The organism is Bradyrhizobium sp. CW1 (assembly GCF_023100665.1).
GTDB classification, from domain to species: domain Bacteria; phylum Pseudomonadota; class Alphaproteobacteria; order Rhizobiales; family Xanthobacteraceae; genus Bradyrhizobium; species Bradyrhizobium canariense_D.
In genome coordinates, this window is the sequence record NZ_CP064684.1 from 5135433 (window position 1) to 5161823 (window position 26391).

General features: G+C 64.9%; 22 protein-coding genes. 3 read left to right on the forward strand and 19 right to left on the reverse strand.

The features are described from left to right. The first annotated feature begins 3 nt into the window (after positions 1-3). Positions 4-978: a sugar ABC transporter substrate-binding protein gene (locus IVB54_RS25240; protein ID WP_085352393.1), complete on the forward strand. Its 975-nt coding sequence runs from the start codon at positions 4-6 to the stop codon at positions 976-978. Positions 979-1058: 80 nt separating this feature from the next. Beyond that, a complete protein-coding gene (locus IVB54_RS25245) occupies positions 1059-1346 on the forward strand; it encodes a YciI family protein (RefSeq protein WP_018458696.1) in 288 nt (95 codons plus the stop codon). 179 nt (positions 1347-1525) lie between these two features. On the opposite strand, the gene IVB54_RS25250 is transcribed toward IVB54_RS25245, so the two are convergent. The 13 genes from IVB54_RS25250 to hydA all read right to left on the reverse strand — a co-directional run bounded on the left by IVB54_RS25250 (position 1526) and on the right by hydA (position 17130). Continuing rightward, positions 1526-2518: an oligopeptide/dipeptide ABC transporter ATP-binding protein gene (locus IVB54_RS25250; RefSeq protein WP_018458695.1), complete on the reverse strand. Its 993-nt coding sequence runs from the start codon at positions 2516-2518 to the stop codon at positions 1526-1528. After that, complete coding sequence (locus IVB54_RS25255) at positions 2515-3504, reverse strand: ABC transporter ATP-binding protein (RefSeq protein WP_026233639.1); 990 nt, start codon at positions 3502-3504, stop codon at positions 2515-2517. Before IVB54_RS25255 ends, IVB54_RS25250 begins: the two co-directional genes overlap by 4 nt. A 19-nt stretch (positions 3505-3523) precedes the next feature. After that, complete coding sequence (locus IVB54_RS25260; protein WP_247776488.1) at positions 3524-4447, reverse strand: ABC transporter permease; 924 nt, start codon at positions 4445-4447, stop codon at positions 3524-3526. After that, positions 4444-5385: an ABC transporter permease gene (locus IVB54_RS25265; RefSeq protein WP_085352392.1), complete on the reverse strand. Its 942-nt coding sequence runs from the start codon at positions 5383-5385 to the stop codon at positions 4444-4446. The genes IVB54_RS25260 and IVB54_RS25265 overlap by 4 nt, the downstream gene beginning before the upstream one ends. Before the next feature lie 17 nt (positions 5386-5402). After that, positions 5403-7004, reverse strand: coding sequence for an ABC transporter substrate-binding protein (locus IVB54_RS25270; RefSeq protein ID WP_018458691.1), 1602 nt, complete (start codon positions 7002-7004; stop codon positions 5403-5405). 141 nt (positions 7005-7145) lie between these two features. Then, a complete protein-coding gene (locus IVB54_RS25275) occupies positions 7146-8816 on the reverse strand; it encodes an ABC transporter ATP-binding protein (protein WP_018458690.1) in 1671 nt (556 codons plus the stop codon). Continuing rightward, complete coding sequence (locus IVB54_RS25280; RefSeq protein WP_018458689.1) at positions 8813-9661, reverse strand: ABC transporter permease; 849 nt, start codon at positions 9659-9661, stop codon at positions 8813-8815. The genes IVB54_RS25275 and IVB54_RS25280 overlap by 4 nt, the downstream gene beginning before the upstream one ends. Continuing rightward, on the reverse strand, positions 9658-10692 hold the full coding sequence (locus IVB54_RS25285) for an ABC transporter permease (protein WP_007593101.1): 1035 nt from the start codon (positions 10690-10692) through the stop codon (positions 9658-9660). The genes IVB54_RS25280 and IVB54_RS25285 overlap by 4 nt, the downstream gene beginning before the upstream one ends. A 54-nt stretch (positions 10693-10746) precedes the next feature. Next, on the reverse strand, positions 10747-12366 hold the full coding sequence (locus tag IVB54_RS25290) for an ABC transporter substrate-binding protein (protein WP_026233638.1): 1620 nt from the start codon (positions 12364-12366) through the stop codon (positions 10747-10749). Positions 12367-12485: 119 nt separating this feature from the next. Beyond that, on the reverse strand, positions 12486-13922 hold the full coding sequence (locus IVB54_RS25295) for an NAD(P)/FAD-dependent oxidoreductase (RefSeq protein WP_018458686.1): 1437 nt from the start codon (positions 13920-13922) through the stop codon (positions 12486-12488). After that, positions 13919-14668, reverse strand: a complete 750-nt coding sequence (locus IVB54_RS25300) for an SDR family oxidoreductase (protein ID WP_018458685.1) — start codon at positions 14666-14668, stop codon at positions 13919-13921. The genes IVB54_RS25295 and IVB54_RS25300 overlap by 4 nt, the downstream gene beginning before the upstream one ends. Position 14669: 1 nt before the next feature. Further along, entirely contained in the window at positions 14670-15644 is a 975-nt protein-coding gene (locus IVB54_RS25305; protein WP_247776489.1) for an NAD(P)-dependent oxidoreductase, read from the reverse strand. Between the two features lie 16 nt (positions 15645-15660). Continuing rightward, positions 15661-17130, reverse strand: coding sequence for a dihydropyrimidinase (hydA, locus tag IVB54_RS25310; RefSeq protein ID WP_026233637.1), 1470 nt, complete (start codon positions 17128-17130; stop codon positions 15661-15663). Positions 17131-17186: 56 nt separating this feature from the next. Between hydA and IVB54_RS25315 the strand changes: the two genes are divergently transcribed. Beyond that, positions 17187-17849, forward strand: coding sequence for an aspartate/glutamate racemase family protein (locus IVB54_RS25315; protein ID WP_094183570.1), 663 nt, complete (start codon positions 17187-17189; stop codon positions 17847-17849). On the opposite strand, the gene IVB54_RS25320 is transcribed toward IVB54_RS25315, so the two are convergent. The 6 genes from IVB54_RS25320 to IVB54_RS25345 form a co-directional block, all read right to left on the reverse strand. Further along, a complete protein-coding gene (locus IVB54_RS25320) occupies positions 17846-18514 on the reverse strand; it encodes a flavin reductase family protein (RefSeq protein WP_026233636.1) in 669 nt (222 codons plus the stop codon). The two genes, IVB54_RS25315 and IVB54_RS25320, sit on opposite strands and share 4 nt — an antisense overlap. A gap of 5 nt (positions 18515-18519) precedes the next feature. Continuing rightward, positions 18520-19452: an N-carbamoyl-D-amino-acid hydrolase gene (locus IVB54_RS25325; RefSeq protein WP_018458680.1), complete on the reverse strand. Its 933-nt coding sequence runs from the start codon at positions 19450-19452 to the stop codon at positions 18520-18522. A gap of 137 nt (positions 19453-19589) precedes the next feature. After that, positions 19590-20885, reverse strand: a complete 1296-nt coding sequence (locus IVB54_RS25330; RefSeq protein ID WP_018458679.1) for an aminotransferase class III-fold pyridoxal phosphate-dependent enzyme — start codon at positions 20883-20885, stop codon at positions 19590-19592. Positions 20886-20895: 10 nt separating this feature from the next. After that, entirely contained in the window at positions 20896-22476 is a 1581-nt protein-coding gene (locus IVB54_RS25335; protein WP_018458678.1) for a hydantoinase B/oxoprolinase family protein, read from the reverse strand. After that, a complete protein-coding gene (locus tag IVB54_RS25340) occupies positions 22473-24482 on the reverse strand; it encodes a hydantoinase/oxoprolinase family protein (RefSeq protein WP_018458677.1) in 2010 nt (669 codons plus the stop codon). Before IVB54_RS25340 ends, IVB54_RS25335 begins: the two co-directional genes overlap by 4 nt. Positions 24483-24951: 469 nt before the next feature. After that, a complete protein-coding gene (locus tag IVB54_RS25345; protein WP_018458676.1) occupies positions 24952-26388 on the reverse strand; it encodes a PepSY domain-containing protein in 1437 nt (478 codons plus the stop codon). Between the last annotated feature and the right edge of the window lie 3 nt (positions 26389-26391).

A 26391-nucleotide genomic window follows, 5' to 3' on the forward strand; every position in this document is an offset into this window, starting at 1 on the left:
AACATGAAACAGACACTGGGCTATTTGGCGCTGCCGCTGCTGATGGCGGCTGCGCTCACCACGCAAGCGCGAGCCGACGGCGAGACCATCGCCGTCTTCACCAAGAACCAGACCAACCCGTTCTTCCAGACGGTGCGAGTCGGCGCGGACAACATGGCGAAGACGCTGAACGCCAAGACGCTGCAGTACATCCCGACCAAGCCCGACAGCATTCCGGAGCAGCTCAGCCAGATCGAAGACGTCGTGGTGAAGAAGCCGAGCGCCATCGTCTTCACGCCGGTCGACTACAAGGCGATGGTGCCGGGCGTCGAGAAGATCAACGACGCCAAGATCCCCGTCGTCAACATCACCGACCGCTCGGCCGGCGGCAAGTTCCTGTCCTTCGTCGGCGCCGACGATTACAGCCTCGGGCTCGAGACCGCGCGCTTCCTGCTCAAGACGCTCGGCGGCAAGGGCAACATCGTCATCATCGAGGGCGTCAAGGGCTCGCTGACCAATGTCGACCGCGTCCGCGGCTTCAACGACGCGTTGAAGGAAAACGCCGGTGCGAAACTGCTGGCCTCGCAGCCCGGCAATTACCAGCGGCTCCAGGCGCTCCAGGTGATGGAGAATCTGATGCAGTCGAACGCGCAGATCGACGGCGTGCTCGCCGCCAACGACGCCATGGCGGTCGGCGCGATCGAGGCCCTCGACGGCGCCAACCGCAAGGCGCAGGTGATCGGCATCAACGGCACCAAGGAAGCGATCGACGCGATCAAGTCCGGCAAGCTGCTCGCGAGCGGCGATTACAACGGATTCTTTCAAGGCTGCCTCGGCACCATGATGGCGATCCGCTCCTTGCGCAACCAGCCCGTCATTGCTGAGATCGTGCTGAAGCCGACCGTGATCACCAAGGACAATTACCAGCCGTTCGACGTGCCGCTGGAGCAACGGAGCTGCCCGACTTTCGAAGAAGCCAGCAAGCTCGGCGGCAAGTAACCAACCGCCGCCATCACGACAAGCCCGGACGGCCGCAGCCGCGGCCGTCCCAAGAAAACGTGATATAAACGGAGACCATCATGCTGTTCGCCATTCACGCCCTCGACCGCGCCGGCGCGCTGCCGATCCGGCTCGCCAATTACGACGCCCACAAGGCTTTCCTGAGCGACACCTCGCGCTTCGGCGTCAAGATCGTGATGTCAGGGCCGCTGGTCTCCGACGACGGCGAGAGGATGATTGGCAGCCTGTTCCTGATCGAGGCGCCCGGCCGCAGCGAGGTCGAGGCTTTCAACCAAGCCGATCCGTTTGCCGCGGCCGACATCTGGGAAAAGGTCACGATCACGGGCTTCCTGCGCCGCCAGGGTTGAAGGCGGCTAAAACAAAAAACGCGAAAACAACCCCATGCACAGTAGAATGAGGTTGTTTTTACACATGAATTTTCGTCGCAAACGTTTTTGACTCGTCGGGCAAAACAGGAGCAGAGTGTCATCCTCGCCCGATTGACGCCCCTGCGCCTCGATCCAGAGCTTTGCGACCGCCCAGACGGCTAGCCGCTCGTCACCGTCGCACCTTCTTCGAGATGACAGGCCACCCACTGCTCGGGTCCAGCCGCGCGCAATGTCGGCTCCTCGGTCCGGCAGCGATCGAATACGTATGGGCAACGGGTGTGGAAGCGGCACCCGCTCGGCGGGTTGATCGGACTCGGCACGTCTCCCTTGAGGATGATGGGATTGCGCTGAGCGCCAGGCTCGGGCAGCGGCACCGCCGAGAGCAGCGCCTTGGTGTAAGGATGCTTTGGCGCGGCGAAGATCTCGTAGCGCGGCGCCACCTCGACGATCTTGCCGAGATACATCACCGCGACGCGATGGGTCATGTGCTCGACGATCGCGAGGTCATGGCTGATGAACAGCAGCGCCAGGCCGAACTCGCGCTGCAGATCCTGCAGCAGATTGACGATCTGGGCCTTTACCGAGACGTCGAGCGCCGACACCGCCTCGTCGCAGACGATCAGCTCGGGCTCGGCGGCGAGCGCACGCGCGATGCCGATGCGCTGGCGCTGGCCCCCGGAGAATTCGTGCGGCCTGCGGTTCAGCGCCTCGCGCGGCAGGCGCACGGTGTCCATCAGCGCCGTCACGCGTGTCTCGAGATCGATCGCGGATTTGGCGAGGCCGAAATTGCGGATCGGCTCGGCCAGGATGTCGCGCACGCGCATGCGCGGATTGAGGCTCGAGAACGGGTCCTGGAACACCACCTGCACGCGGCGGCGCATCTGGCGCATCGTGCTCGGATGGGCGTCGTCGATTCGCTGGCCGTCGAGGATGACCTGCCCCGCCGTGATGTCGAACAGGCGCAGGATCGCGCGGCCGACCGTCGATTTACCGCAACCGGACTCGCCGACCAGCGACAGCGTCTCGCCGCGCGCGATCTCGAACGACACGCCATCCACCGCATAGACCCATTCGGACTTGCGGCTGAACAAGCCTTTTTTGACCGGGAAGTGCTTCTTGAGGTCGTTGACCTGGAGCAGCGGGGGACTCATGCCGCGACCGCTCCCTTGGCCGCATAGTGGCAGGCCGCAACGTGACGTGGCCCCTTCTCTTCGAGCCCCGGCGCATACTGCCGGCAGAGATCGGTCGCGAGCGCACAACGTCCGGCGAAGACGCAGCCGACGATGGGCTTGCGCAGATCAGGCACCTGCCCCGGAATCTCTGCAAGCCGCCTCGCGGTGCCGGTCAGCGACGAGCCGAGCCGCGGCACTGCGCCGAGCAGGCCCTGCGTGTAGGGATGACGCGGCGACCGGAACAGGTCCGCCACCGGCGCTTCCTCGACCTTGCGGCCGGCATACATGACCATGACGCGCTCGGCGATCTCGGCGACGACACCGAGATCGTGGGTGATCAGGATGATCGCCGCGCCAACCCGGTGCTTGAGATCCAGCATCAATTTCAGGATCTGCGCCTGGATCGTCACGTCGAGGGCTGTGGTCGGCTCGTCGGCAATGAGAAGCTTTGGATTGCAGGCGAGTGCAATGGCGATCATGACGCGCTGGCGCATGCCGCCGGAGAGCTGATGCGGATATTCCCGCACGCGCCGCTTCGGCTCGGGAATGCCGACCAGAATCAGCATCTCGATCGCGTGCGCCTCGGCGGCCTGCTTGTCCAGCCCCTGGTGAATCATCAGCGTTTCGCGGATCTGACGGCCGACGGTCAGGACCGGGTTGAGGCTGGTCATCGGTTCCTGGAAGATCATCGAGATGTCGTTGCCGCGGATCGCGCGCATCTCGCGATCCGACATTTGCAGCAGGTCCTTGCCCGCGAAGCGGATGCTGCCGGCGATCCTGCCGGGCGGTTCCGGGATCAGCCGCATCAGCGACATCGAGGTCACCGACTTGCCGCAACCGGACTCACCGACGATGGCGAGCATCTCGCCCTCGTTGACATGGAACGACACGCCTTCCACCGCGCGGTTGATGCCGCTGGGCGTGCGGAAGTGGGTCTGGAGATTTTCGACTTCAAGCAGTGCCATCGCGATCAACCCCTCGCCATCACAGGCTCTTGGCCGTGCGCGGATCGAGCGCATCGCGAAGGCCATCGCCGAGCAAATTCACGGCGAGCACGGTGACGGACAGAAACGCCGCCGGAAAGAACACGATGTAGGGCTTGACCTGCCACAGCGCCCGCCCCTCGGCCATGATGTTGCCCCAGGACGGAATGGTCGGCGGCGTTCCCGCGCCGATGAAGGACAGGATCGCTTCCGTGATCATCGCACTGGCGCAAATGTAAGTCGCCTGGATCAGCATCGGCGCCAGCGTGTTCGGCAGGATGTGGCGCAGGATGATCATCGGTGTGCGCGTGCCGCAGGCTACCGCTGCATCCACGTAAGGCTGCTCGCGCAGCGACAGCACCACACTACGGACAAGACGGGAAACCCGCGGGATTTCGGCAACCGTAATCGCCAGAATGACGTTGCCGACGCTGCCGCGTGTCAGCGCCATCAGCGCGATCGCCAGCAGGATCGGCGGGATCGACATCAGGCCGTCCATGAAGCGCATCAAGATGCCGTCGGCCCAGCGGATGAAGCCGGAGACGATGCCGATGGCGAGACCGGCCGCGGAGGCGAAGATCGCAACGGACAAGCCGACCGTGAGCGAGACGCGCGCGCCGAACAGCACGCGTGAATAGATGTCGCGACCGAGCACGTCGGAGCCAAACCAGTAAAGCGCCGACGGCGCGCGGGTGCGCTTGGCCGGCGCAAGTGCGGTCGGATCCACCGTGCCAAGATAAGGCGCAAAAATCGCGATCAGGACGAGTATCAGCAGCAACGTGCCACCGATGGCGACGGTGGGATGGCCCCGCAGCAGGCCGATGAAGCCGCGCCGGATCACGACGGGCCGAAGAATCTCCGGCAGTTGCGGCGCGAGGACGAAGCCCGCCGGCAGCGCTTGCGGATTGACGGTCGTGTCGGTCAATAGCGGATCCTCGGGTCAACGAGCGTATAAACGACGTCGATCATCAGATTGACGAGGACGTAGACGAAGCTGAACAGCAGCACGATGCCCTGGATGACGGGATAATCGCGGCGCAGGATCGCGTCGATCGTGAGCCGGCCGAGGCCGGGAATCGCGAACACGCTTTCCGTGACGACCGCGCCGCCGATCAGAAGCGCAATGCCGATCCCGATCACCGTGACGATCGGCACTGCCGCGTTCTTCAGCGCGTGGACGAACAGGATGCCGCCCTGCCCGAGGCCCTTGGCGCGCGCGGTGCGGATATAATCCTGTTGCAGCACTTCGAGCATGGTGGCGCGCGTGATACGCGCGATCAGCGCGATGTAGACACAGCCGAGTGCGATCGACGGCAGGATCAGGTTTTGCAGCCAGGGCCAGAGGCCCTGGGCGAGCGGCGTATAGCCCTGCACGGGAAGCCATTCGAGCTCCAGCGCAAAGACGTAGGCGAGGACATAGCCGACGACGAAGACCGGCAGGGAGAAGCCGAACACGGCAAAGGCCATGATGGCCCGGTCGATCAGGCTTCCCGCCTTCCAGGCCGCCAGCACGCCGAGCGGCACCGCGACCACGATCGTGAGCAGGAGCGTGACCATCATCAGCGACAGCGTCGGCCCGAGACGCTGGCCGATCATGGTCGAGACCGGCAGATTGGTGAAGATCGAGGTGCCGAGATCGCCGTGCAGAATGCGCCAGACCCAGCTGCCGAACTGGATCAGGAAGGGTCGGTCGAGCCCGAGGCTCTGACGGATGCGCTCCACATCCTCCGGACTTGCCTGATCGCCCGCGATCACCACGGCGGGATCCCCCGGCGCGATGTAGAGCAGGCTGAACACGAACAGCGCGACGATCGCCATCACGGGCAAGGTCGAGGCGATACGCCGGAGGATGTAGGAGAGCATCTGGCTTCAGCGCAGGGTCATGCGGATTTCGACACGCCCCAGAAGAACGGCAGCGGCCCTTTCGTGATGCCGGAGACGTTCTTGCGCCAGGCCGTGTAGCTGAGGAAGAAGCCGGTCGGCGCGTAGACGACGTCCTCGAGCGCGACCTTGTTGAGGCGAGCGACCGCGGCCTTCTCCTCGTCGAGGTTCTTGGCCTCGAACCAGGACGTGACCTCCTTCTCGGTGCCGGGGCTGCTCGGCCAGCCGAACCACGCCTTGTCGCCGTTGGCGCGAATGGCGGTGTAGGGCGCCGGATTGATGCAGTCCGAACCTGCATGCCAGGTGTGGAACATGTTCCAGCCGCCCTGCCCGGGCGGTGTCTTCTGCGCGCGGCGGGAGCCGACGGTGCCCCAATCGGTCGCGACGAAGTCGACATTCATGCCGAGCTTCTTCAGGAGATCGGCGGTCACATCGCCGAACGCCTTGGTGATCGGCTGATCCTGCGCCACCAGGCACGTCACCGGCTGGCCGGAATAGCCGCTCTCCGCGAGCAGCTTCTTGGCGGCGTCGAGATCGCGCTTGCCCTTCAAGACTTCGCCGCCCGCCTCGGTGTAGAGCGGCGTATCGGGCGTGAAGAAGCCCGGCAGCGACTTCCACAGCGAATTGTCGTCGCCGACGAGCGCACGCATATAGTCTTCCTGGCTCATCGCCATCAGCACTGCGCGCCGCGCCCGCACGTCGTTGAAGGGCGGATACAGGAAGTTCATGCGGAACGAGCCGACATTGCCGAGGGGATCGCCGATGTCGACGCTGATGTTCTTGTTCTTCTTCAGGACCGGGACGAGGTCCGCGATGGGGTTCTCCCACCAGTCGATCTCGCCGTTTTGCAACGCGGCCGCGGCGGTCGCCGGATCCGGCATCACGATCCATTCGACGCGGTCGAGCAGCATCTGCTTGCCGCCGGCGAGCCACGATGCCTTCTCCTGCCGCGGCACATAGTCGGCGAATTTTTCGAACACGGCTTTGGCGCCCGGGACCCACTCACCCTTGGCGAACTTCATCGGCCCCGAGCCGACATAATCGCCGATCTGCTTGAACGGGTCGGTCTGCGCAATGCGCTCCGGCATGATGAAGGCGCAAGGCGAATTGTTCTTGCCAAGCGCGTAGAGCATCTTCGGGAACGGCTGCTTCAGCACCCATTTGAAGGTGCGGTCGTCGACAGCGGTGAGTTCCTGCTGCAGCGCCTTGAGCATCAGCCCCATCGGATCGCGTGCCGCCCAGCGAGTGAGACTCGCAACGACGTCCTTGCTCAGCACCGGCTCGCCGTCGTGGAATTTGAGCCCCGGCCGCAATTTGAACGTCCAGGTGGTGCCGTCGTCGGTCACTTCCTCGGACTCGACCATCTGCCGCTGCGGCTGCAGCGCGGAATCGACGCCGTAGAGCGTATCCCAGACCAGCGCGGCGGCATTGCGCACGACATATTGCGTGCCCCAGATCGGGTCGAAATTGGCGAGATTTGCTTGCGGCACGAAGCGCAGGGTGCGCGCGGAGGCGCCTTGTGCGATCGCAGGGGCCGAGAGGCCGCTCAATGCCAGACCGCCCGCGCCGGCCAGTCCCTTCAATACGGTCCTGCGATCCATGAAATCCTCCCAATAGTGCCGTGATGCCGGCCATCGTTGGCCAAGAACAGGTGAAACCAGAGCTCATTGGCGTGCAAATGGTATGCCACTAACCAGACCTTCGCCAGCGCGATATCCGCACTAGCTGGGCCAGTCGAGACCTCAAAGCGCGGCCGCCAGCACCGGGCCGGTCTCGATATGCGGGATCGCCTCGACCAGCTTGCGCGTGTAGTCGGTCTTGGGATTGTCGAACAACGCCCGGCTCTCGCCCTGCTCCACGATGCCGCCATTGCGCAGCACGATGGTGCGGTCGCAGAGCATCCGCACCACGTTGAGATCGTGGCTGACGAACAGCAGCGCGATGTCGTTCTCGCGCCGCAGGCGGTCGAGCAGTTGCAGCACCACGGCCTGAACGGAGACGTCGAGCGCAGCGGTCGGCTCGTCCAGCACCAGAAGGCGCGGCCGGCAGGCGATGGCACGGGCGATGCCGACGCGCGCCTTCTGGCCGCCGGAGAGCTGATGCGGAAAGCGCGGCAACAGATCCAGCGGCAGCCCCACGCGATCGGCGCAGTCTTCCACCCGCTTGCGCAGCGCATCGCCCCCACGCATACGATCGAGCCGCATCAGGGGATGGGCGATGCAGTCGAAGGCGGTGAAGCGCGGATTGAGGCTCTCGTTCGGGTCCTGGAACACCATCTGGATATCTTTGCGGAACTGCGAGCGGTGAAAGTCGCGCGACGCCACATGGCCGATCGCCTGGCCGTCGAACACGATCTCGCCCTCGCTCGGGTCGATCAGGCGGCAGATCATGCGCGACGTCGTGCTCTTGCCGGAGCCGGATTCACCGACGAGGCCGACGCTCTCGCCGCCCGCCATCGTCATCGAGAAGTCCGCCACCGCCGCAGCGCCCTCGTCGAAGCGTTTTGCGAGCTTGCGCACCTCCAGCAGCGGCGGAGTCCCGTGGACGGGCTCCCGTCTGGGCCTGCCGATGACAGCCGCGTAGCCTTCCCGCTCCTCTTCCGTCACGAGGTCCGCGATCCCGGAGGTCGCGGTTGGCGACGCCGCCACCAGCCGCCTGGTATAGGCGTGCTGCGGCGCGCCGAAGAGCGTCCTGGGGCTTGCCTCTTCGACGATGCGGCCGCGTTCCATCACCGCGATACGGCGGCAATATCGCGCCGCTAACCCGAGATCGTGCGTGATCAGGATCGTCGCCATGCCGCGCGCGGCGGCAATCTCCGCCAGGAGGTCCATCACCACCTTCTGCGTGGTGACATCGAGTCCGGTCGTTGGCTCATCGGCGATCAAGAGCGCGGGATTGCAGGAAATCGCGATCGCGATCATGACGCGCTGGCACATGCCGCCGGAAAGTTCGTGCGGATAGGCGTTCATCCGCGTCTCGGGGTCGCGGATCTGGACGGCGCGCAACAGCTCCAGCGCTTCGGCGCGGGCGGCATCCTTCGATATCCGCTTGTGCGTGAGGATCGCGTCCGCGATCTGCAAACCGATCGCGCGGATCGGATTGAGCGCCGCCCGCGGGTTCTGGAAGATCATCGACATCGCGGCGCCCTGGAGCTGCCGGAGATCGTCACCCCTGAGTTTTGTGACGTCCTGCCCGCGAAACAGTATCTTGCCTGCGGTGACGCGGCCGGCCGCATCGAGCAGCCGCGTCGTGGCAAAACCGGTGACCGACTTACCAGAGCCGCTTTCGCCGACGAGGCCAAGCATCTCGCCGGCTTCGACCGTGAGCGTCACACCGCGCACGGCCTCGACCATCCCTCGTCGCGTCGAGAATTCGACGTGGAGGTCGTCGATCCTGAGCAATTCCTCGCTCATGTGCGCATGCGCGGATCGAGAATGTCCCGCATCCCGTCACCGAGGAGGTTGAAGCACAGCACGGCCATCATCAACGCGAGGCCCGGAAAGGCCACCAGCCACCACCGCCCCGTCGAAATGAAGCGCGCGCCCTCCGCGACCATGATGCCCCATTCCGGCGTCGGCGGCTTGATGCCAAGGCCGATGAAGGACAGGCCGGCGGCGTTCAGGATCGCCCAGCCGAGGTTGAGCGAGATCTGCACCGCCATCGCCGGCAGGATGTTCGGCAACAGGAAGCGCAGCACCACCGAGAAATGGCTCTCGCCGCAGGAACGCGCCGCCTCCACCCAGCCGACATTGCGCCGGACGTTGACCTCGGCACGGGCGAAGCGGATGTAGAAGGGCAGATTGATGATCGCGGTCGCAATCACGATGTTCTCGATCCGGTTGCCGAGCGCCGCAACCATCGCCATCGCCAGCACAAACAGCGGAAAGGCCATCATGACATCGACGAAGCGGCCGACCGAGCGGTCGAGCCTGCCGCCGGCATAGCCGCAGAACGAGCCCACGACGGCGCCGATGACGAAGGAGATGCCGACCGCCGAGACCGCGATGGCGAGGTCGAGCCGTGCCGCAACGACGAGGCGGCTGAACACGTCGCGCCCGAGCTGGTCGGTGCCGGCAAGGTGCGCCGCGCTCGGCGGCTGCAAGGCCTCCGAGACATTGGAGACGATGGGATCATAGGGCACGAGCCACGGTCCGAAGATCGCGACCAGGACGAACAGCAGGACACCGGCCGCGGCGACGCCGGTCAGCGGGTTGCCGCGCAAAATCCAGACCGAATGGCGGAGGGTTGCGCTGATCATCCGATCGACACCCTGGGATCGGCGATGCCGTAGCAGATATCGACGACCAGATTGACCAGCACGAAGATGCCAGCCATCAGCAGCACAAAACCCTGCACCGGCGCATAGTCGGACGACAGCAGCGCATCGAGCGCGTAGGAGGCGACGCCCGGCCAGGAGAACACCTTCTCCACCAGGACATTCGCGCCAAGCATGGTCGAGAACACGATGCCTGCAATGGTGATGACGGGAAGGATCGCATTGCGCAGCGCATAGGTGACGACGACCTTCTGCCAGGACAATCCGACGGAGCGCGCGGTGCGCACGAAATCGCTACCGAGCGAGACCAGCATCGAGGCACGTGTGATCCGCGCCAGCGGCGCGATGACGAACAGGGCCATGCTCAGCGCCGGCAGGATCAACTGCTTGCAGGCCGCCCACCAGCCTTCGATGTCCCCCGCGAGCAGGAAATCGATCGACAGGAACCCAGTGCGCTGCGGCGGCAGTGAGGTGAAGACGTCGATCCGCCCGGTCGGATCAGGCGCAAGACCGAGCAGATAGTAGAACACATAGATCAGCAGCAGGCCCGAGACGAAGGTCGGCACGCAGACGCCGAGCGCACAGAACAGCCGCACGCCGTGATCGACCAGCGATCCCGGTTTCAAGGCTGCGACCACGCCGAGCGGGACCGCCGCGATCAGCGCGATCAGCAGCGCCGTGAAGGTGAGCTCCAGCGAGGCCGGCAGCCGTTCGCGAAGGTCCTTCAGGACCGGCTGGCCGGTCATCATGGAGCGGCCGAGATTGCCGCGCCCGATATCGGACAGATAGAACACGAGCTGCTCCGGTACCGACTTGTCGAGCCCCATCTGCTTGCGGATCTGCTCGATCTCTTCCTTGCCGGCATTGGGCCCCGAGGCGAAGAACACCGCGGGATCTCCGGGGAGGACCCGCATCAGTAGAAAGGTGAAGACCAGCACGCCGAACAACGCCGGCAGCGACGACAGAAGCCGCCTCCCCGCCCGCGCCACCGTCGCACCAAGACCTGTCATCACCTTCAGAGCCTCTGGTTTGCAGACATGATTTCTTGCTCAAGTTACTTTTTGAAGTCACTTGCGGCTGACGTCGCGATAGTCGACCTGACGATGGAATTCATAGGTGTAGCCCTCGATCGACGAGGCCATCACGGCGTCCTGGTTGGGCTGCCACAGCGGGATCTGCGGCATCTCGCTGAAATGGATCGCGTTGAGCTTGCGGCCGGCTTCCTCGTACTTGGCCTTGTCGGGCTCGAAGCGCGCTTCCTGCGCGATCGTCGCCAGCTCCGGATTGTTGATCGAGCTGTAGTTCCAGCGCTGATTGCCGGTGTAGAAATTGCGGTAGAAGTAATCGGTCGAGGGCAGCCAGGCGACGATGCCTTCCGTGAACAAGGGCAGCTTCTTCTCGTTGATTTGCGTGGACATCTGCGCATCCGGCAGCTTCTGGATGTCGACCTTGATCCCGATCTTGGCAAGCGATTCCTTCACGAGGGCCGCCATCGGCTCGGCGGTCGAGGCCTGGCCGACGTTGAAGCTGAAGGTGGTCGAAAAACCCTCCGGGAGTCCAGCAGCTTTCAGATACTCCCTCGCCTTGTCGAGATCGGTCTTCACCGGCGCCTGGAACGGATAGATGCCGTTCAACGGCTTGCCATCCGGCCAAGTCGCACCGAACAGCGGGGCTCCGCGACCGAACAGGGCAGCCTTGAACATGTCCTCATAGGGCAGCGCGAAGGCGACGGCGCGGCGGACGTTGACGTTGTCGAAAGGCGGGATCTGGTTGTTCATCGAGACGAAGGTGATCGAATTGTATTGCGGCGTCGAGATCACCTTGAGCTTGCCCTTGACTTCGAGCGACTGCACGTCGCTGGCCTGGAGATCAACGACGAGATCGGCATCGCCACGCTCGACCAGATTGGCCCGGGTCGCGGGCTCCGGCACGGACTGCACGATCACGCGCTTGAAAAAGGCTGGCTTGTCGGGCGAGCCGCGGTTCCAGGCCTCGTTGCGCTTGATGATCACCTGCTCGCCGGGCTTGAAGCTCTCGATCACATAAGCACCGCTGCCGGCGGTGTGCTCCTTCAGCCAGGCCGTGGCCCATGGATCCTCTGGTGTCGCATGCTCCTTTGCGACTTTCGAGTTGATGATCAGCGGGTAGACGGTCGCGAGATTCGGCAGCGCGAGCTTGTCGGGTTTCGGCAGCGTCACTTCGATTGTGAGGGGATCGATCACCTTGAACTGGTCGGCCGACGTCAGCGATCCCGTCAGCAATTGCGCCTTGCCGAGGATCGGCGCGGTGACGCAGCGATCGAGCGACCATTTCACATCTTCGGCGGTCACGGGCGAGCCGTCCTGGAACTTGGCGTCCTTGCGCAGACGGAATGTCAGCTTCAGTCCGTCCGGACTGACGTCGTAGGATTCGGCGAGCTCGCCGGCGATCTTGTCGAGATCGAACACCCATTTGCCGTTGAGCTGCTTGCGGCCGAACGCCACAAGGCGGTCGTAAGTGCTCATGCTCAGTGCGAAGGATTCCCGCGTCGAGCCCGGGATGTTGGGATCGAGCGTGTTGACCGATGCACCGGTGACATAGCGCAGCGTCTCCACCCTGGTTTGCGCTTGCGCAGGCGCAGCGGCGACAAGCAGAAGCGCAGTGGTGGCGAGCACGGAGGATGCCATCCTGAAAGACACAAAACGCATTCGTTTTCCCCAAAATTTTCGACAAGAACGCCGACAGGACAGGTTAAGAAAGAAGCAAGTTGCGCGCCAGTCTCTTGATGCGCTCTTGTGGACGCTTTGTCGCGGCGGCGCATGGACGATCATCGCGATTCCTCCAAGTTTCGCGCTGCCCGCGTCACCACGGCCTGCGGCACGTCATAGGCGCGAAGCGAGGCCCAATGCCGTTCGACATCGGCACGAAACAGGCCGCGCGTCAGGCCATTCACCAGCTTCGGCGCCGCGGTCGTCATCGCGTTGATCGACGATCCCGACGGACCGAAACTCATGGTGGAGGCGATGGCGAAGAGATGGATATTCGAGATCCACGGCGTATCGCCCGCGACACGCTCGGTGAAGGCATAATCGTCTGCGAGATAGGGAAAGCGACCGAGCCGCGCGCTGCGCTCGCTCTCCGGGGGCTGGTAGCGGTCGGCCCAGGTTGCGATATTGCCGGCAAATGCGCGCAACTCGCCACGGCCGGAAAAATCCATGTCGATGCCGGTGCCGCAGATGACGAAATCCGCAGGTATGGCGCCGCGCGGCGTCTGCAATTCCACACCACGATCGGTCTCGCGGGCCGCCTCGATCGGCGCGCCCTCGTGCAATGTGAAATTGGCGTGATTTGCGCAGCGATCGTAAGTTGCCTGCGGAAAGCCCTCGCGCATCTCGAGGATGGTGCGCATGAAGCGCCAGCGCCAGGCATCGTCGAGATCGCTGAAATGGCGCAGGAAGCCGCGGAAGGTCAGCCAGCGATAGGGCTGGATCAGCTGGATCTGCGCACGACGACACAGCAGGTGCACCTCCGCCGCGCCAGCCTCCAGCGCGGTTGCCGCATTGTCGAAGGCGGATGCGCCGGCGCCGATCACGGCGACGCGCTTGCCGCGAAGGTTTTCGAAGTCGATGTCGTCGGCGACGGTTGCGACCGAGCTCATGGGCAGATGGCTCAGCGGCTCGGGGATCATCCAGTTCCCCATCCCCTCCTGCCCCGTCGCAAGCACGATCTTGCGCGCATGGAGTGTCTCGACGCCATCGCCACGTTTCACGCGTGCGGCCAGCAAACCATCCCGCGCCGGCCGGATTTCCAGAAGCTCGCTCCCGTTGCGCACCGGCAAGCCGACTGTGCGCCGCAGCCAGAGCAGATACTCAGCCCAGTGGCAGCGCGGGATCAGGTCGAGTGTCTGCCAGCTCTCCGTGCCGAAGCGGGCCTCATGCCAGGATTGATAGGTCAGGCTGGGGATGTCGAGGTCAGGTCCCGTATAGTCCTTCGGGCTGCGCAGCGTCGGCATGCGGGCATAGGCGAGCCATGGCCCCTCCTTCCCCTCCTCGGCCTTGTCCAGCAGCAGGATGTTGCTGACGCGGGAGCGCAGCAGGCCGAAGCCGATGGCGATGCCGGATTGGCCGGCGCCGATCACGAGCACATCCAGCGCCGGCTTGCCATCCGGTCCCGTCTTCGGTTCGAGCCAGGCGGCACCGGGATGCGCGATCCGCGCGAGATCGGCGCGAACGTTCGCTTCCAGTTCTGTCAGCGCATCACTCATGCCGCGAGCCAGCCTCCGTCGACCACCATCACGGTGCCGGTCGTAAACGAGGAGGCATCGCTTGCGAGGTGGAGCGCGGCCTGCGCGATCTCATCGGCCTGGCCGAACCGCTTCATGGCATGGCGGTCGCGGGAGGCTTCGCGCACCTCGTCCGCATTGGCGTGGCGCGCAAAGCTGCGGCGAAGCATCGGCGTGTCGATCGCACCGGGCGCGATGGCGTTGACGCGAATGCCGTCCGCCGCGAAATCCACCGCCATCGTCCGGGTCAGGCTGACAATCGCGCCCTTGGCGGCGATATAGGCACTGTTGCCCTTGCCGCCGGCAATCGCAAGCTGCGACGCCAGCGTGATGATCGAACCGCTGTTCTGCCGCTGCATCTGCGGCACGGCTGCCCTCGCCCACAGCCAGGTGCCGCCGACATTGGTGCGGAACACCGCATCCCAATCGGCGGGGTCCGTTGTCAACACGGTGCCGCCACAGGAGAAGCCAGCGGCAGTCATCAGGATATCGAGCTGGCCGTGCCGTGCTACCACATCATTTGCCACCGCCTCGGCGAAATCGGCATCGCCGACGTCGCCAATATGCGTCATGGCCTCGCCGACCAAGCTCAACGTTTCCTGAAGTCCGGCTGGATCGCGATCGACCAGAGCAAGACGTGCGCCCTCTTCCGCGAACAGCTTTGCACTGGCGCGGCCGATGCCGGAGCCTGCGCCCGTGATGATGGCCGTGCGCCCCTGCAGCCGCATCTCAGATCCACTCCTTATGCTGCGTCAACCAGGCGCTCATCGCGGCCGCCGACTCGGCGCAGCCGAACTGCGCGCGCCAGCCGAATTCATCCGCCATCCGGTTCACCGACAGCGGCGCGCGATAGGGCCCATGCAGCTTGATGACGGTTTTCTCGCCGGGCGCCGCGACCCGGCACTCCAGGCCTGGATGCAACGCCGCAAAGGCCTCGCCCCATTGCAGCGCAGGCCAAAGTTCTCCGCGGGAGATGTTGTAGAGCCGGTGGCGCGGCCGCTCGGCTTCGATCAGCAGTGCGACGGCCTCGGCCGCATCCGGCGCGTAGATCCAGTCCCGCATGCCCGCTTCAGGCATGATCGCCGGCTCGCCGCGCGCGAACGCGGCCAAGATCTGGAACTGGAGGCTTGGCGTGTCGCGCACGGAACTCGGTCGCTCCCACGGTCCGAATAGCGCGCTCAGCCGCACATTTAGGAAATCACCGCCGAAGAGCTCGGCGTGACGCGCAACCGATCGCTCCGATGTGAACTTGCTGATCGCGTAGAACGAGACCGGATCGCAAGGCGTGTCCTCGTCCAGAATCTCGACCCGCGCGCCCGCGGCGCCATAGGCCGATGCCGAGGAGAGATTGACGACCCGGCGCACGCCATGCCGGATCGCGGAGAGCAGGATCGGGATCTGCGCCATCACGTTGATCTCGAGAACGCGCGCGGTCGATGCCCTCTCCAGTTCATCACCGGCGGTGATGGCCGCGCCGAGCACGATCGCATCAACTCCTTCGGCGATGAGGGCATCGATGGCATCTGCGTCGGTGATATCGCCCTGCACCGCTTTGATCCGTGCGCCGTAGTCGGCAAGAGACCGCCGCGCGGATGGCGGCAACTCTGCACGGTCGTACAGCGTCACGTCATGGCCGCGCGCGAGCAGCGCCTCCGCAACATTGAGCCCGACAAAGCCGGTGCCGCCGAAGATGACGATCTTCATCGCGCGCGATCCACCGTCACAGTAGCTTCGCTCCGAAATTGCGCTCGGGATCCATGTCGGCCACGAGCCGCCCCGTCGGCATGGCCGCCTCGCCGCCGCTGCGTGCCAGGAACTGGCCGCTGCCTGCGCTCGCGAGGCACTTGTTGCCATCGATGATCACTCGGCCACGCGACAGCACCGACACCGGCCAGCCCTTCAGCTTGCGGCCTGCAAACGGCGTGTAGCCGGCAAGGTCGTGCATCATCTCATCGGCGATCTCGACCTCGCGATTAGGATCCCAGATTGCAATATCGGCATCGGCGCCGACCGCGATCGAGCCCTTGCGCGGATGCAGATTGTAAATCTTGGCCGGCGCCGTCGACGTCAGTTCGACGAACTTTTCCAGGCCCAGCCGCCCGTTCGACACCATCGCGTCGAACAGCAGCGGCAGGCGCAGCTCCAATCCCGGCAGGCCATTCGCGACCTGCTTGAAGTTCGGATTGGGGCCGGCGCGCAGCTTGCCGGTCTCGTCATAGCGATACGGCGCGTGATCCGACGAGATGGTCTGGAGATCGCCGAGCGACAGCGCCTGCCACAGCGCCTCCTGGTCTGAATGCGTCCGCGGCGGCGGGCTGCACATCCACTTGGCTCCTTCCACCTCGGGCTTGTCGAGATCGGCTGCGGTGAAGAACAGGTATTGCGGACAGGTCTCGGCAAACACCTTCAACCCCTGCCCGCGCGAATCGCGGATCACCTTGGCGCCTTCGGCGGTGGAGACGTGGAAGATCATGATGGGCTGGTCGATCAGCGCAGCCATGCCGATCAACCGGGTAAAGGCTTCCGCCTCCGACACGCGGGCGTGGCTGACGGCGTGATATTTCGGCATTGTGTAGCCGCGCGCGAGCAGGCGCTTCACCATCCAGGCGATGATGCCGTGGTTTTCGGCATGGGCGCACAACATCGCGCCGGACTGGCGCGCGGCAAGAAGGATGTCCAGCAGCGGCTCATCATCCACCTTGAGCCGGTCGTAGGTCATGAAAATCTTGATCGAGGCGTGGCCCTGCTTCACCAGCGCCGGAATGTGCTCCTCGACCGTTTCCCGGGTCGCATCCGCAATGATCATGTGAAAGGCGTAGTCGATCACTGCGCCCTTCTTGGCGAGGGCGTGATAATCCTCCACCACCTGCGGCAGCTTCATGCCGACATGCTGGGCCGCAAACGGGATCACCGTGGTCGTGCCGCCGAAGGCCGCCGAGACGGTCGCGCTCTCGAAGGTGTCGGCGTTCATGATGCCGGCAGCGGACAATTGCTCGATATGGGCGTGGCTGTCGACGCCGCCGGGTAGAACGAGTTTCCCGCGCGCGTCGATCTCGCGCTTCGCAGCCGGAAGCCCGCGGCCGATAGCGGCGATGGTCTCACCGGAGATGGCGACATCGGCTTCAAAGACGTCGGTCGTCGTCGCGACGCGCCCACCGCGAATGATCAGGTCGTAAGCGGGTTCAGTCATGAGGCACTCCATGATAGGCTCAAGTTAAGTGATCGAAATTTTGCAGGAAGACCAGCATGTCCCGACCGCGCATTCTCGTCATCAATCCAAATTCCAACCCTGCGGTCACGCGAGGGCTGGAGGACGCGCTGAAGCCGCTCGGTTTCGAGGGCGGGCCGGAACTGGTCTGCCAGACGCTGGCCGAGGGTCCCTTCGGCATCGAAAGCCAGGCCGATGTCGATGGCGTCGCCATGCCGCTGCGCCGGCTGGTCGAGGGCGACAACAGCTCGGCGGCCTTTGTCATCGCCTGCTACAGCGATCCCGGGCTTCAGGTCTGTCGCGAAGGCACCGACCGGCCCGTGTTCGGCATTGCCGAGTGCGGCGTGCTGACCGCGATGGCCCGCGCCGAGACCTTTGGCGTCATCGCGATCGCCCAGCGCTCGATCCCGCGTCACATGCGCTATCTCAGGCAGATGGGACTGACCGAACGTCTTGCCGGCGAGCGGCCGCTCAACATGAGCGTCGCGGAAACCGCCTCGGGCGAAGGCACGCTGGCCAAAATGATCGAAATCGGCCGCGCGCTGCGCGACGAGGACGGCGCCCGTGCCATCGTGATGGGCTGCGCCGGCATGGCACGGCACCGCCGCCCGCTGGAAGAGGCGCTCGGCATTGCCGTGATCGACCCGACACAGGCGGCCGTCACCATGGCGCTGGGTACGGTGCAGTTCTCGAACCACTAGGCGTCCTTCAGCTCTTTGGCGTCCTGCCGCGCGAGCCATTGCGCGTGGCTCTCCCGGACAAGCGCGAACGTATCCCGCTGCGTCGTGTAGAGATTGCCGAACATGCGGCCGATCGGCCGGTAGGCGTCGAGATCGACATACATGTTGGCCTCGTCGACGAGGCCCTCGCGGGCGTGAACCCGGAGCACCTCGCCGACCAGCAGTTCGCGATCGGGCGAAAAATTTAGGGCGACATGGCGCCGGCATTCGAGCGCAAAGGGTGCCGCGGCGAGGCGCGGCACCTTCACGTCTACAGAGGGAAGCGTCGCCAGCCCTGCCGCGGCGACCTCGCTGTCACCGGACGGGAAATCGACCGCGCAGTCATTCATCGCCGCGGAGAGCGCCTCATCAACCATGTGAACGACGAACTCGCCGTCGCGATGGATGTTGCGGGTGGTGTCCTTCGGGCTGTGATCCGGCTTGTGCTGAAGCCCGAGCACGATCAGCGCCGGAGTCTCCGAAAACACGTTGAAGAAGCTGAACGGCGCGGCGTTGACCGCCCCGTTGGCATCGAGCGTCGTCACCAGCGCAATCGGCCGCGGCACCACCACGCCGCAGAGCAGCTTGTAGCGGTCGCGCGGATCGAGCTCGCGCAAGGATATGCCGGATGTGCTCTGGCCAGTCATCGACGTCACGTCTCCGGCGGCGGCACCGCGCCGGTACGGCTGGTGATCAGGCCGTAATGCTCGATGCGGCGGTGCTGCGCGAAATTGAAGATCGTGGTCTTGCCGAAGGTGGTGGCATCGAGGTCGCAAGGATGGACCAGCAGTTCGTCCTCCTCCGTCTTCGCTTCGGCGACGATCTCGCCGTTGGGATCGACGATCAGGCTGCCGCCGAACAGCGGGTGTCCGTCCTCGTTACCGGCCTTGGCCACCGCGACAACCCAGGTCGCGTTCTGATAGGCGCCGGCCTGCGCCGAGAGGCGGTTATGGAACAACCGTTTCTCGACGCCTTCATCGCTCCTCTCCGCATTCACCGACGGCGTGTTGTAGCCGATCAGCACCATCTCGACGCCCTGCAGGCCCATCACGCGATAGGTCTCGGGCCAGCGCCGGTCGTTGCAGATGGCCATGCCGATGATGCCGCCCAGCTCGCGCCAGACATTGAAGCCGAGATCGCCCGGCTCGAAATAGCGCTTCTCCAGATGCTGGTGCGAGCGCTTGGTGTCGTATTCCACATGGCCCGGCAGATGGATCTTGCGATATTTGCCGACGATCTTGCCGGATTTGTCGGTGAGAACAGCAGTGTTGAAATGATGCCCGTCCGGCGTCAGCTCCGCATAGCCGAAATTCATCGCCATCTGGTGCTGCGCCGCGCGCTCGAACAACGGTTTCGTCGCCGCGTTCGGCATCTCGCGCTCGAACCAATTGTCGAACTCGGCCCGGTCCTCCACGTACCAACGCGGAAAGAAGGTCGTGAGCGCCAGTTCCGGATAGACGATTAGGTCGGCGCCCTTGCTCTTGGCCTCATCCATCAGCGCGATCATGCGCTTGACCACGGCCTCGCGGCTGTCCGCTTTCTGGATCGGGCCCATCTGGGCGGCGGCAACATTGACGATACGCATCAGCGATTTCCTGGTGATGTCTTTGAGCTAAGCTACAGTTTCAAGCACGTGCCGGCGCGCGCAGCATAACGCAGCATCGCCCGGACTTGCCAGCCGGCGCCTGCACATCGGCATCGTGTGCGCTGCACGCTCCATCCTCATGTCTGCTCCTCATCCGCAATATCGAGACCGTGGTCCAGCGCGTCCAGAAGCTGCCCGGCCTCATGCTCGGAAATCACGAGTGGCGGCGCGAGGAACAGGGAAGTCTGCTCGCCGCTGGTCCCGATCACGGCGCCCGCCTCCAGCGCCCGCTCCGCGACGCGCGAGGCAATCGGCACCTCGGTGGTGTCGGCATGCCAGGAGCGCCAGTCCGGCCCGTGCAACTCCACGGTCCAGTGCAGCCCCTGCCCCGCCAGGCGCTGCACGCTTGGATGTTTCTGCGCGATGGCCAGAAGGCGGCGGGTGAACAGCTTTTCGAGACCCCTGACGTGCTCCAAAATCTCGTCATCGCTGATGACTTTCAGATAGGCGCTGACGGCAGCCATGCTGATGGGATGCCCGCGCAACGTGCCGTAATTCTGCCAGCTCGTGCCCTTGAGCCGCTCGACGATGTCTTTCGACACCACGACCGCGGCAACCGCCGCCGCGCCACCGCCGAGCGATTTTCCGAGCGTCACGATATCGGGACGACTTTCGGCTCCCTGGAACGCGAACCAGCGCCCGGCACGGCCCGCACCAGTCACCACTTCGTCGGCGATCCAGTAGGAGCCGGCCTGCCGCGCGCACCGCGCCACCTCGTCCTGATAGGCGCCATCGTAGTAGATGCCGCCTTGCGTGTAGTCGATGATCGTCGCTGCCGTATCCGAAAGCAGGCGCGTGGCATCGGCCAGATATTCGCTGGGGGGAACATTGTTGGCCGGCGCGCCGTAGATCGCGCCCTGCGGCGCCGGCAATATCCGCACCGGCGCCATCGGCGCCGGCAGCTTCGAGCCGCCTGAGTGCACCGCGAGGCCGCCATGCCATTGCGGCTGCACGGTCATGCTGCGCGACAGGCCCGTAATGCCGTGATAGGCGCGTTCGCGCGTCGCCAGCGCGGACCGCTGCGTCAGGGCCTGACAGAGCGACAGCGCCATGTCATTGGCCTCGCTGCCGCTGATGCAGAAGCGCACCGCACCGACCCAATCGTCTTCGCCCTTGAACGCGGTGGCCATCAAGTCGTCAGCCGCCTGCTCGCGGCCGACCCAGGTCCAGCCCTCGTTCACGACGGGCGTATCCGCGGCGCGGCGGATCGCCTCCACCATCGCGGGATGACGATGTCCGAGACCGCCGCCGGTGTTGCTGCCGTCGATGAGCTTGCGACCATCCGAGAGATGAAAATAGACGCCCTCGCCGCCGACCACGTCCATGGGCGCGCTGTCGCCGGCATTCAGCCCGGTTCGCAACAATCTGCTCATTGCAATCCCCTCATTCCGCAGCCTCGGCGCCGTAGCCACCGCCACCACAGGTCTCGATCGTGACGAGATCGCCTTGCTGCAGCACCAGGTTCGACTTGCCGTCGATCGCGACGTTCGCGCCCTGCCGGATCAGCGAGATGCGGCAGGCCTTGCCGGGCTTACCGCCCTGCATGCCGAACGGCGCCATCACCATGCGCTCGATGCAGGTGGTCAGATGGATTGAGGGTGCCAGGATGCGATAGCTACGAATGACGCCGTCCCCGCCGCGATGGGCGCCCGCGCCGCCGGACTGCCAGCGAATGGCCTGCTGCTCGATTTGGATCGCGTAATTCGCCTCGATCACCTCGACCGGCGTGTTTGAGGTGTTGGACAGATGCACCCGCGTCGCCGAGATGCCGTCGCGATCATGCCGCGCGCCCTCGCCACCGCCGTGCACCTCGTAAAGCATCTTCCACGAACCGTTCTGCCGCGGTTCGGCGAAGAAGAGGACGCCCGCCGTGGTCGCCCCGCCCGCAGACAGGCGCTCCGGAATAGTGTCCTGCATTGCCCGAAAAATCGCATCGACGATGCGCATCGAGGTCTCATGATTGCCGGCAGCAACCGAGGCATTCCAGCCCGGCTCCAGGATCGAGCCAGGGCGCGTGATGATGGTCAGCGGCCGCAACGCGCCCGCGTTCTGGTTCATGTCGCGCCCGCTCATGATGCGCGCGGCATAGGCCACCGCCGAGCGCGCCATGAACGGCGTCGTGTTGCAGAAATTCGAGACGCGGTCGCAGCTTCCTGAAAGATCGAAGGTCGCTTCGTCGCCGGCGATGGTGATCTTGACATGAATGCGCGCGGGCGCGTCGTCGACGCCGCCGTCGTCCAGATAGTCCTCACCCTCGTAGACGCCATCAGGCAGATCGCGCAACGCCTCGCGCATCTCGATTTCGGAGAGATCGTGCAGGCGCGACTGCGCCGCCGTGAAGACCGCCTTGCCGTGCTCGCGGCAGAGCTCGACGATGCGCTTCTCGCCGGCTTTCGTTGCGGCGATCTGTGCGAGAAGATCGCCCTCGCAGGATTCGGGATCGCGAACATTGGCCTTGAGCAGCTGCACGATCGACGTATTGACGCCGCTTGCCGTGGCGATCAGAACCGGCGGAATGCGCATCGCCTCCTGGAAGGTGTCGATGGCTTTCGCAAAATAGCTGCCGGGCCAGGTGCCGCCGATATCGGGCCAGTGTGCGAGGCTGACCGCGAACGCGACGATCTCGCCATCGACGAAGACGGGCCGCACGACCTTGACGTCGTTGAGATGATTGCCGCCGAGCGGGCCGACATTGTAGATCAATGCGTCGCCGTCGTTCAGGCTGTCGCGCGGCACCACTTTCAGCAATTCGAGGACCGTGTAGGCCATCGCGCCGAGATGGATCGGGATGTCGCGGCCCTGCCCGACCAGGTCGCCGCGGGCGTCCGTGATCGCCGACGACAGGTCGCCGGCCTCGCGCAGCAGCGGCGAGCGCGCCGAGCGCGTCATCACCAGGCTCATTTCCTCGGCGGCGGCCGAAAGCCCGTGCCGGATGACTTCGACGACGAACGGATCGAGCTTCATGCGGCCCCCCGCGTCAGGAACAGATTGCCTGAAACATCAGGCCTCGCCTGCCAGCCGGGCGGGACCACCACGGTCGACCATGCGTCTTCAATGATGGCCGGGCCGCTGACGATTTCGGTCAGCGAGGCACGGTTGATGATGCTTGTGGCGATGTCGTGAAAGCCATCGAACGAGCAGATGCGCTCGCCTTTGGAGACCGTTCTGACCGCGATGGCCGGCCGGCTCACGACGGTCGTCGATGGACGGCGCGCCTGCACCCGCACGGACTCGATGACGCAGCTCTCGCCCGTCGCATAGCCGAACAGCTCGTGGTGCCGGGCCAGAAAATCCTTCTTCAGCGTGATGACGTCGAGCGGTCGCGCGAACGGCACCGGAATGGCGTCGTTCTGCGCCGCGTAGCGCATCAAGGCCACCAGCTCGATCTGAATCTCGGTCGCGGCAACCCCGTTGGCGATCAGCGGCGCCGAGGCATCGTCGATCAGCACCCCGATCCGCTCCGACACACGGGCGAGGTCGATGCCATCGAGCGCAGCGCGCAGAGTTTGCTGCTGGAGGAAGCTGAAATCGGCAGTGAGACAGCCCAGTGCCGAAAACGCACTCGACGCGCTGGGAACGACGACCTCGGCAATCCCGTAGAGATCTGCAAGGCCCGCGGCATGCATCGGGCCACCACCGCCAAAGGCGAGCAGCGTGCAGTCGCGCCCGTCGATGCCGCGCTCGACGGTGACGCGGCGGAGCGCGCGCGCCATTGTCGCGTTCGCGACCTTGATGATGCCGAGCGCGGTTTCGGTCAGGCTCAGCCCCAGAGTGCGCGCGATCGGCGCGATGACATCACTGGCTGCCTTGATGTCAATTCCGATCCGGTCGCCGAGTTTGGCGTCCGGATTGAGATAGCCGAGCACGGCGTTGGCATCGGTGATGGTCGGCTCGGTACCGCCGCGGCCGTAGCAGGCCGGTCCAGGCTCGGAGCCGGCGCTTTCCGGTCCGACCGTCAGGCCACCGGAGCCGTTGCGCACGATCGAGCCGCCGCCCGCCCCGATCGAGTGCACCGCGAGCATCGGCTGGCGCAGCGGCTTGTCGCCGAGCATGCGGCCGTCGGTCATCTCGGCCTGACCGTCGACGATCAGGCACACGTCGGTCGTGGTGCCGCCCATATCGAACGTCAGCATCCGGGACGTGCCGAGCTGGCGCGCGATGCTGACCGATGCGGAGACGCCGGCCGCGGGGCCCGACATCGCCATCACCAGCGGCCGCCGCTTCACGGCCGAGATCGGCACCATGGCGCCGGCCGAATGAAACACCTGCAGGCCGGGACCGATCGGCAGCCGCAGCTCCAGTTCGCTGAGATATTCCACCGCAATCGGCATCGCCGCGGCGTTGAACACGGTCGCCGAAGTCCGCTCGTATTCGCGCGCCTCGGGATTGACCTCGTGCGACAGCGAGACGTGGGCAACGACGCCCTTGAGCCGCTCGCCGAGCATCTTCTCGTGCACCGGATTGGCATAGGCATGCAGCAGCGCGACCGCGACACTCTGCACGCCGGTCCCCTTCAGCCAGGCCACCAGACGCTCGATCTCCGCGTCATCCAGCGCCTTCAGCACCCGGCCCTCGTGATCGAGGCGCTCAGCAAGCCCGAAGCATCGTTCCGGCGGCACCAGCGGCAGCGATTTTGGCGGGACGTCGAGACGATAGAGATCGCGGCGGCGATAGCGCGCGATCTCCAGCACGTCGGCAAAGCCTTCGGTCGCCACCAGTGCCACTTTCGGCAGCCGTCCTTCGACGATGGCGTTGGTCACGCGCGTGGTGCCGTGGACGAAGCGCTTGACCTCGCTCTTGCGCAGGCCGACCGCCTCGATCGCCTCCAGCATCGCCTGAACCGGAGCTTGAGGTCGCGACGGCACCTTCGCGATCCGTGCCTCCGCGGGGGAGTGTCGGATCGCGATGATGTCGGTGAAGGTGCCGCCGATATCGGTGCCAACTTCCCAGTGATTTTCGTCAGTGCTCATGTGTGGGTCAGCTGCGGACGACATTCGAACCGGACGCCGGGTGGTTCCCGTCCTTCGCGAGGTTCAATCGCAAACCGAGAGCGCTCATCATCATCCCCTGTCATGCCACCGCTTGCGAGCGTGGGACAGAGCGATGGCCTCGGGATAGGGCCAGAGTTGTCGCAATGCACTGGACCAGCCCGCGACCGGCGCGGCGCGGCGAGGCACATTTTAGTGCAGCCCTGCCCGCATGGAGAGCACGTCGGTGTGGATCGTTCGACGCGACATAAGTGCGGCGCACCACGAATTTTCCCGGACGAAACACCACATCCGCTGCAGCGCAATCCACGCGCCCCGCACGCACTGTCTAATTTGCAGGCGATCGACCGGCCCTACGGACCATGCGATTGCTTATGAGCTATGCATGGCAGTCGGCTCAGCCTCTCTTTATTGTACGATCAGTAAGCGGTGGTTTTGCCCGCTCCGGCTCTCAGGCCGCGAAGGACGGACGCAGGCGGCGCCAGCCGATGATGATGCCCGTGATGGAGAACAGAAAGCCAAGGGAGCAGAGCCCGACGACCAAGCCGTCGCGCAGCAACGGATGCGCGACGAGAACCGGAAAATCCAACGTATGCAGCGCGCCGTAGAACCAGCGATAAGCTCGCCGCGATGAATCCAGCCTTTGCAGCAAATTGCCGTCGGCGCCGTCGATGTCGAACCAGAGGTCACCGCAATACGAGCGGTAGACCGGGGCGCCCGGGACAGTGGACCGCGCGGGATAGTTGTCGTCCTCGGCAAGTACAGACGGACCGCCGCAGCCGGCCGCGAGGCGCGCGGTCAGCCCCTGGACCTCGTGCACATCCAGAGATCTCGTTGGTCCATCGCGGGGCGCATCCCCTGCCTCGATCAAGGTCTGACCGGCAAGGGCGATCCGATCCCGCCGATAGAGATTGCCGTTGAAGGCAAACCATTCGATCTCACGGGCCGACGGCGATACAGGCTGCCGATCGAACGATGGAGCCGTCGTCCAGTTCGGTGAGGCGTTCATCACGCGTGATTCAGCGGAGATCAATTGCCCACGCGAGAACAGCCGCCCGTGATCCATGGAGAGCCAGCCGCTGAAAATCCAGGTCAGCACGAACACCATCGCCGCGAGGCCGATGAGATGATGCAGCGCATGCCAGCCGCGACAGGGCGAGCCGATCAGACCGCTTCGAGGTTTGATCCGCGCAAGGCCGAGCACAGCGCCCAGCAAGGCCGCGATCAGGGCCAGCAGCGACAAGGTCCAGACCACGCGATCCCACAGCGACCAATTGCTTCGCAGGATCGTTGGATAGATCCAGTGCAGCACGCTGCCGACGAGATTCCAGGTCCGCTCGCTGCGCGTCGTATCCAGGACGATCTCGCCGGTGAGCGAGGAGACATAGACCTCCGTTCCAGCGGCGTCGCCCAGGGCAACCCGAAACAAGGGCCGGTGGCGGTCAAAGCCGTTCGGCACGCTCCATTGGTCATAGTCCGCGCGCGCAAGGATTGCGGCCCGCGCGGCATCCAGCCCGCGGCTGCGCGCGTGGTCTCGCGCGATGGCCAGCGCGACGTCGGAAGATGCGACCGAGGCGCCGGCTCCGTCGGAGGCACGCACTGCGCCCGCGCGCGACGGCCCCGAGACGACATAGACCGGTCCGTCACTGCGCTGGATCAGGCGAACGCGAGTCGCATCAGCAATGCCGCTCGCGGCCACGGCATCGGCGACCGCAAGCTGCCTCGTCTCGGCGCCATCCAGCGGCCCAAGCCCGGCGAAGCGTTCCGCTTCCGTCAGAGACGGAAACGGAACGAAGTGCATCACGATTCCCGTCGCGAACCACATCGCGAACAGCAGGCAGAACGCGATCCCGAGCCATCGATGCAGCAGGACGATCGCGCGCATCATCGA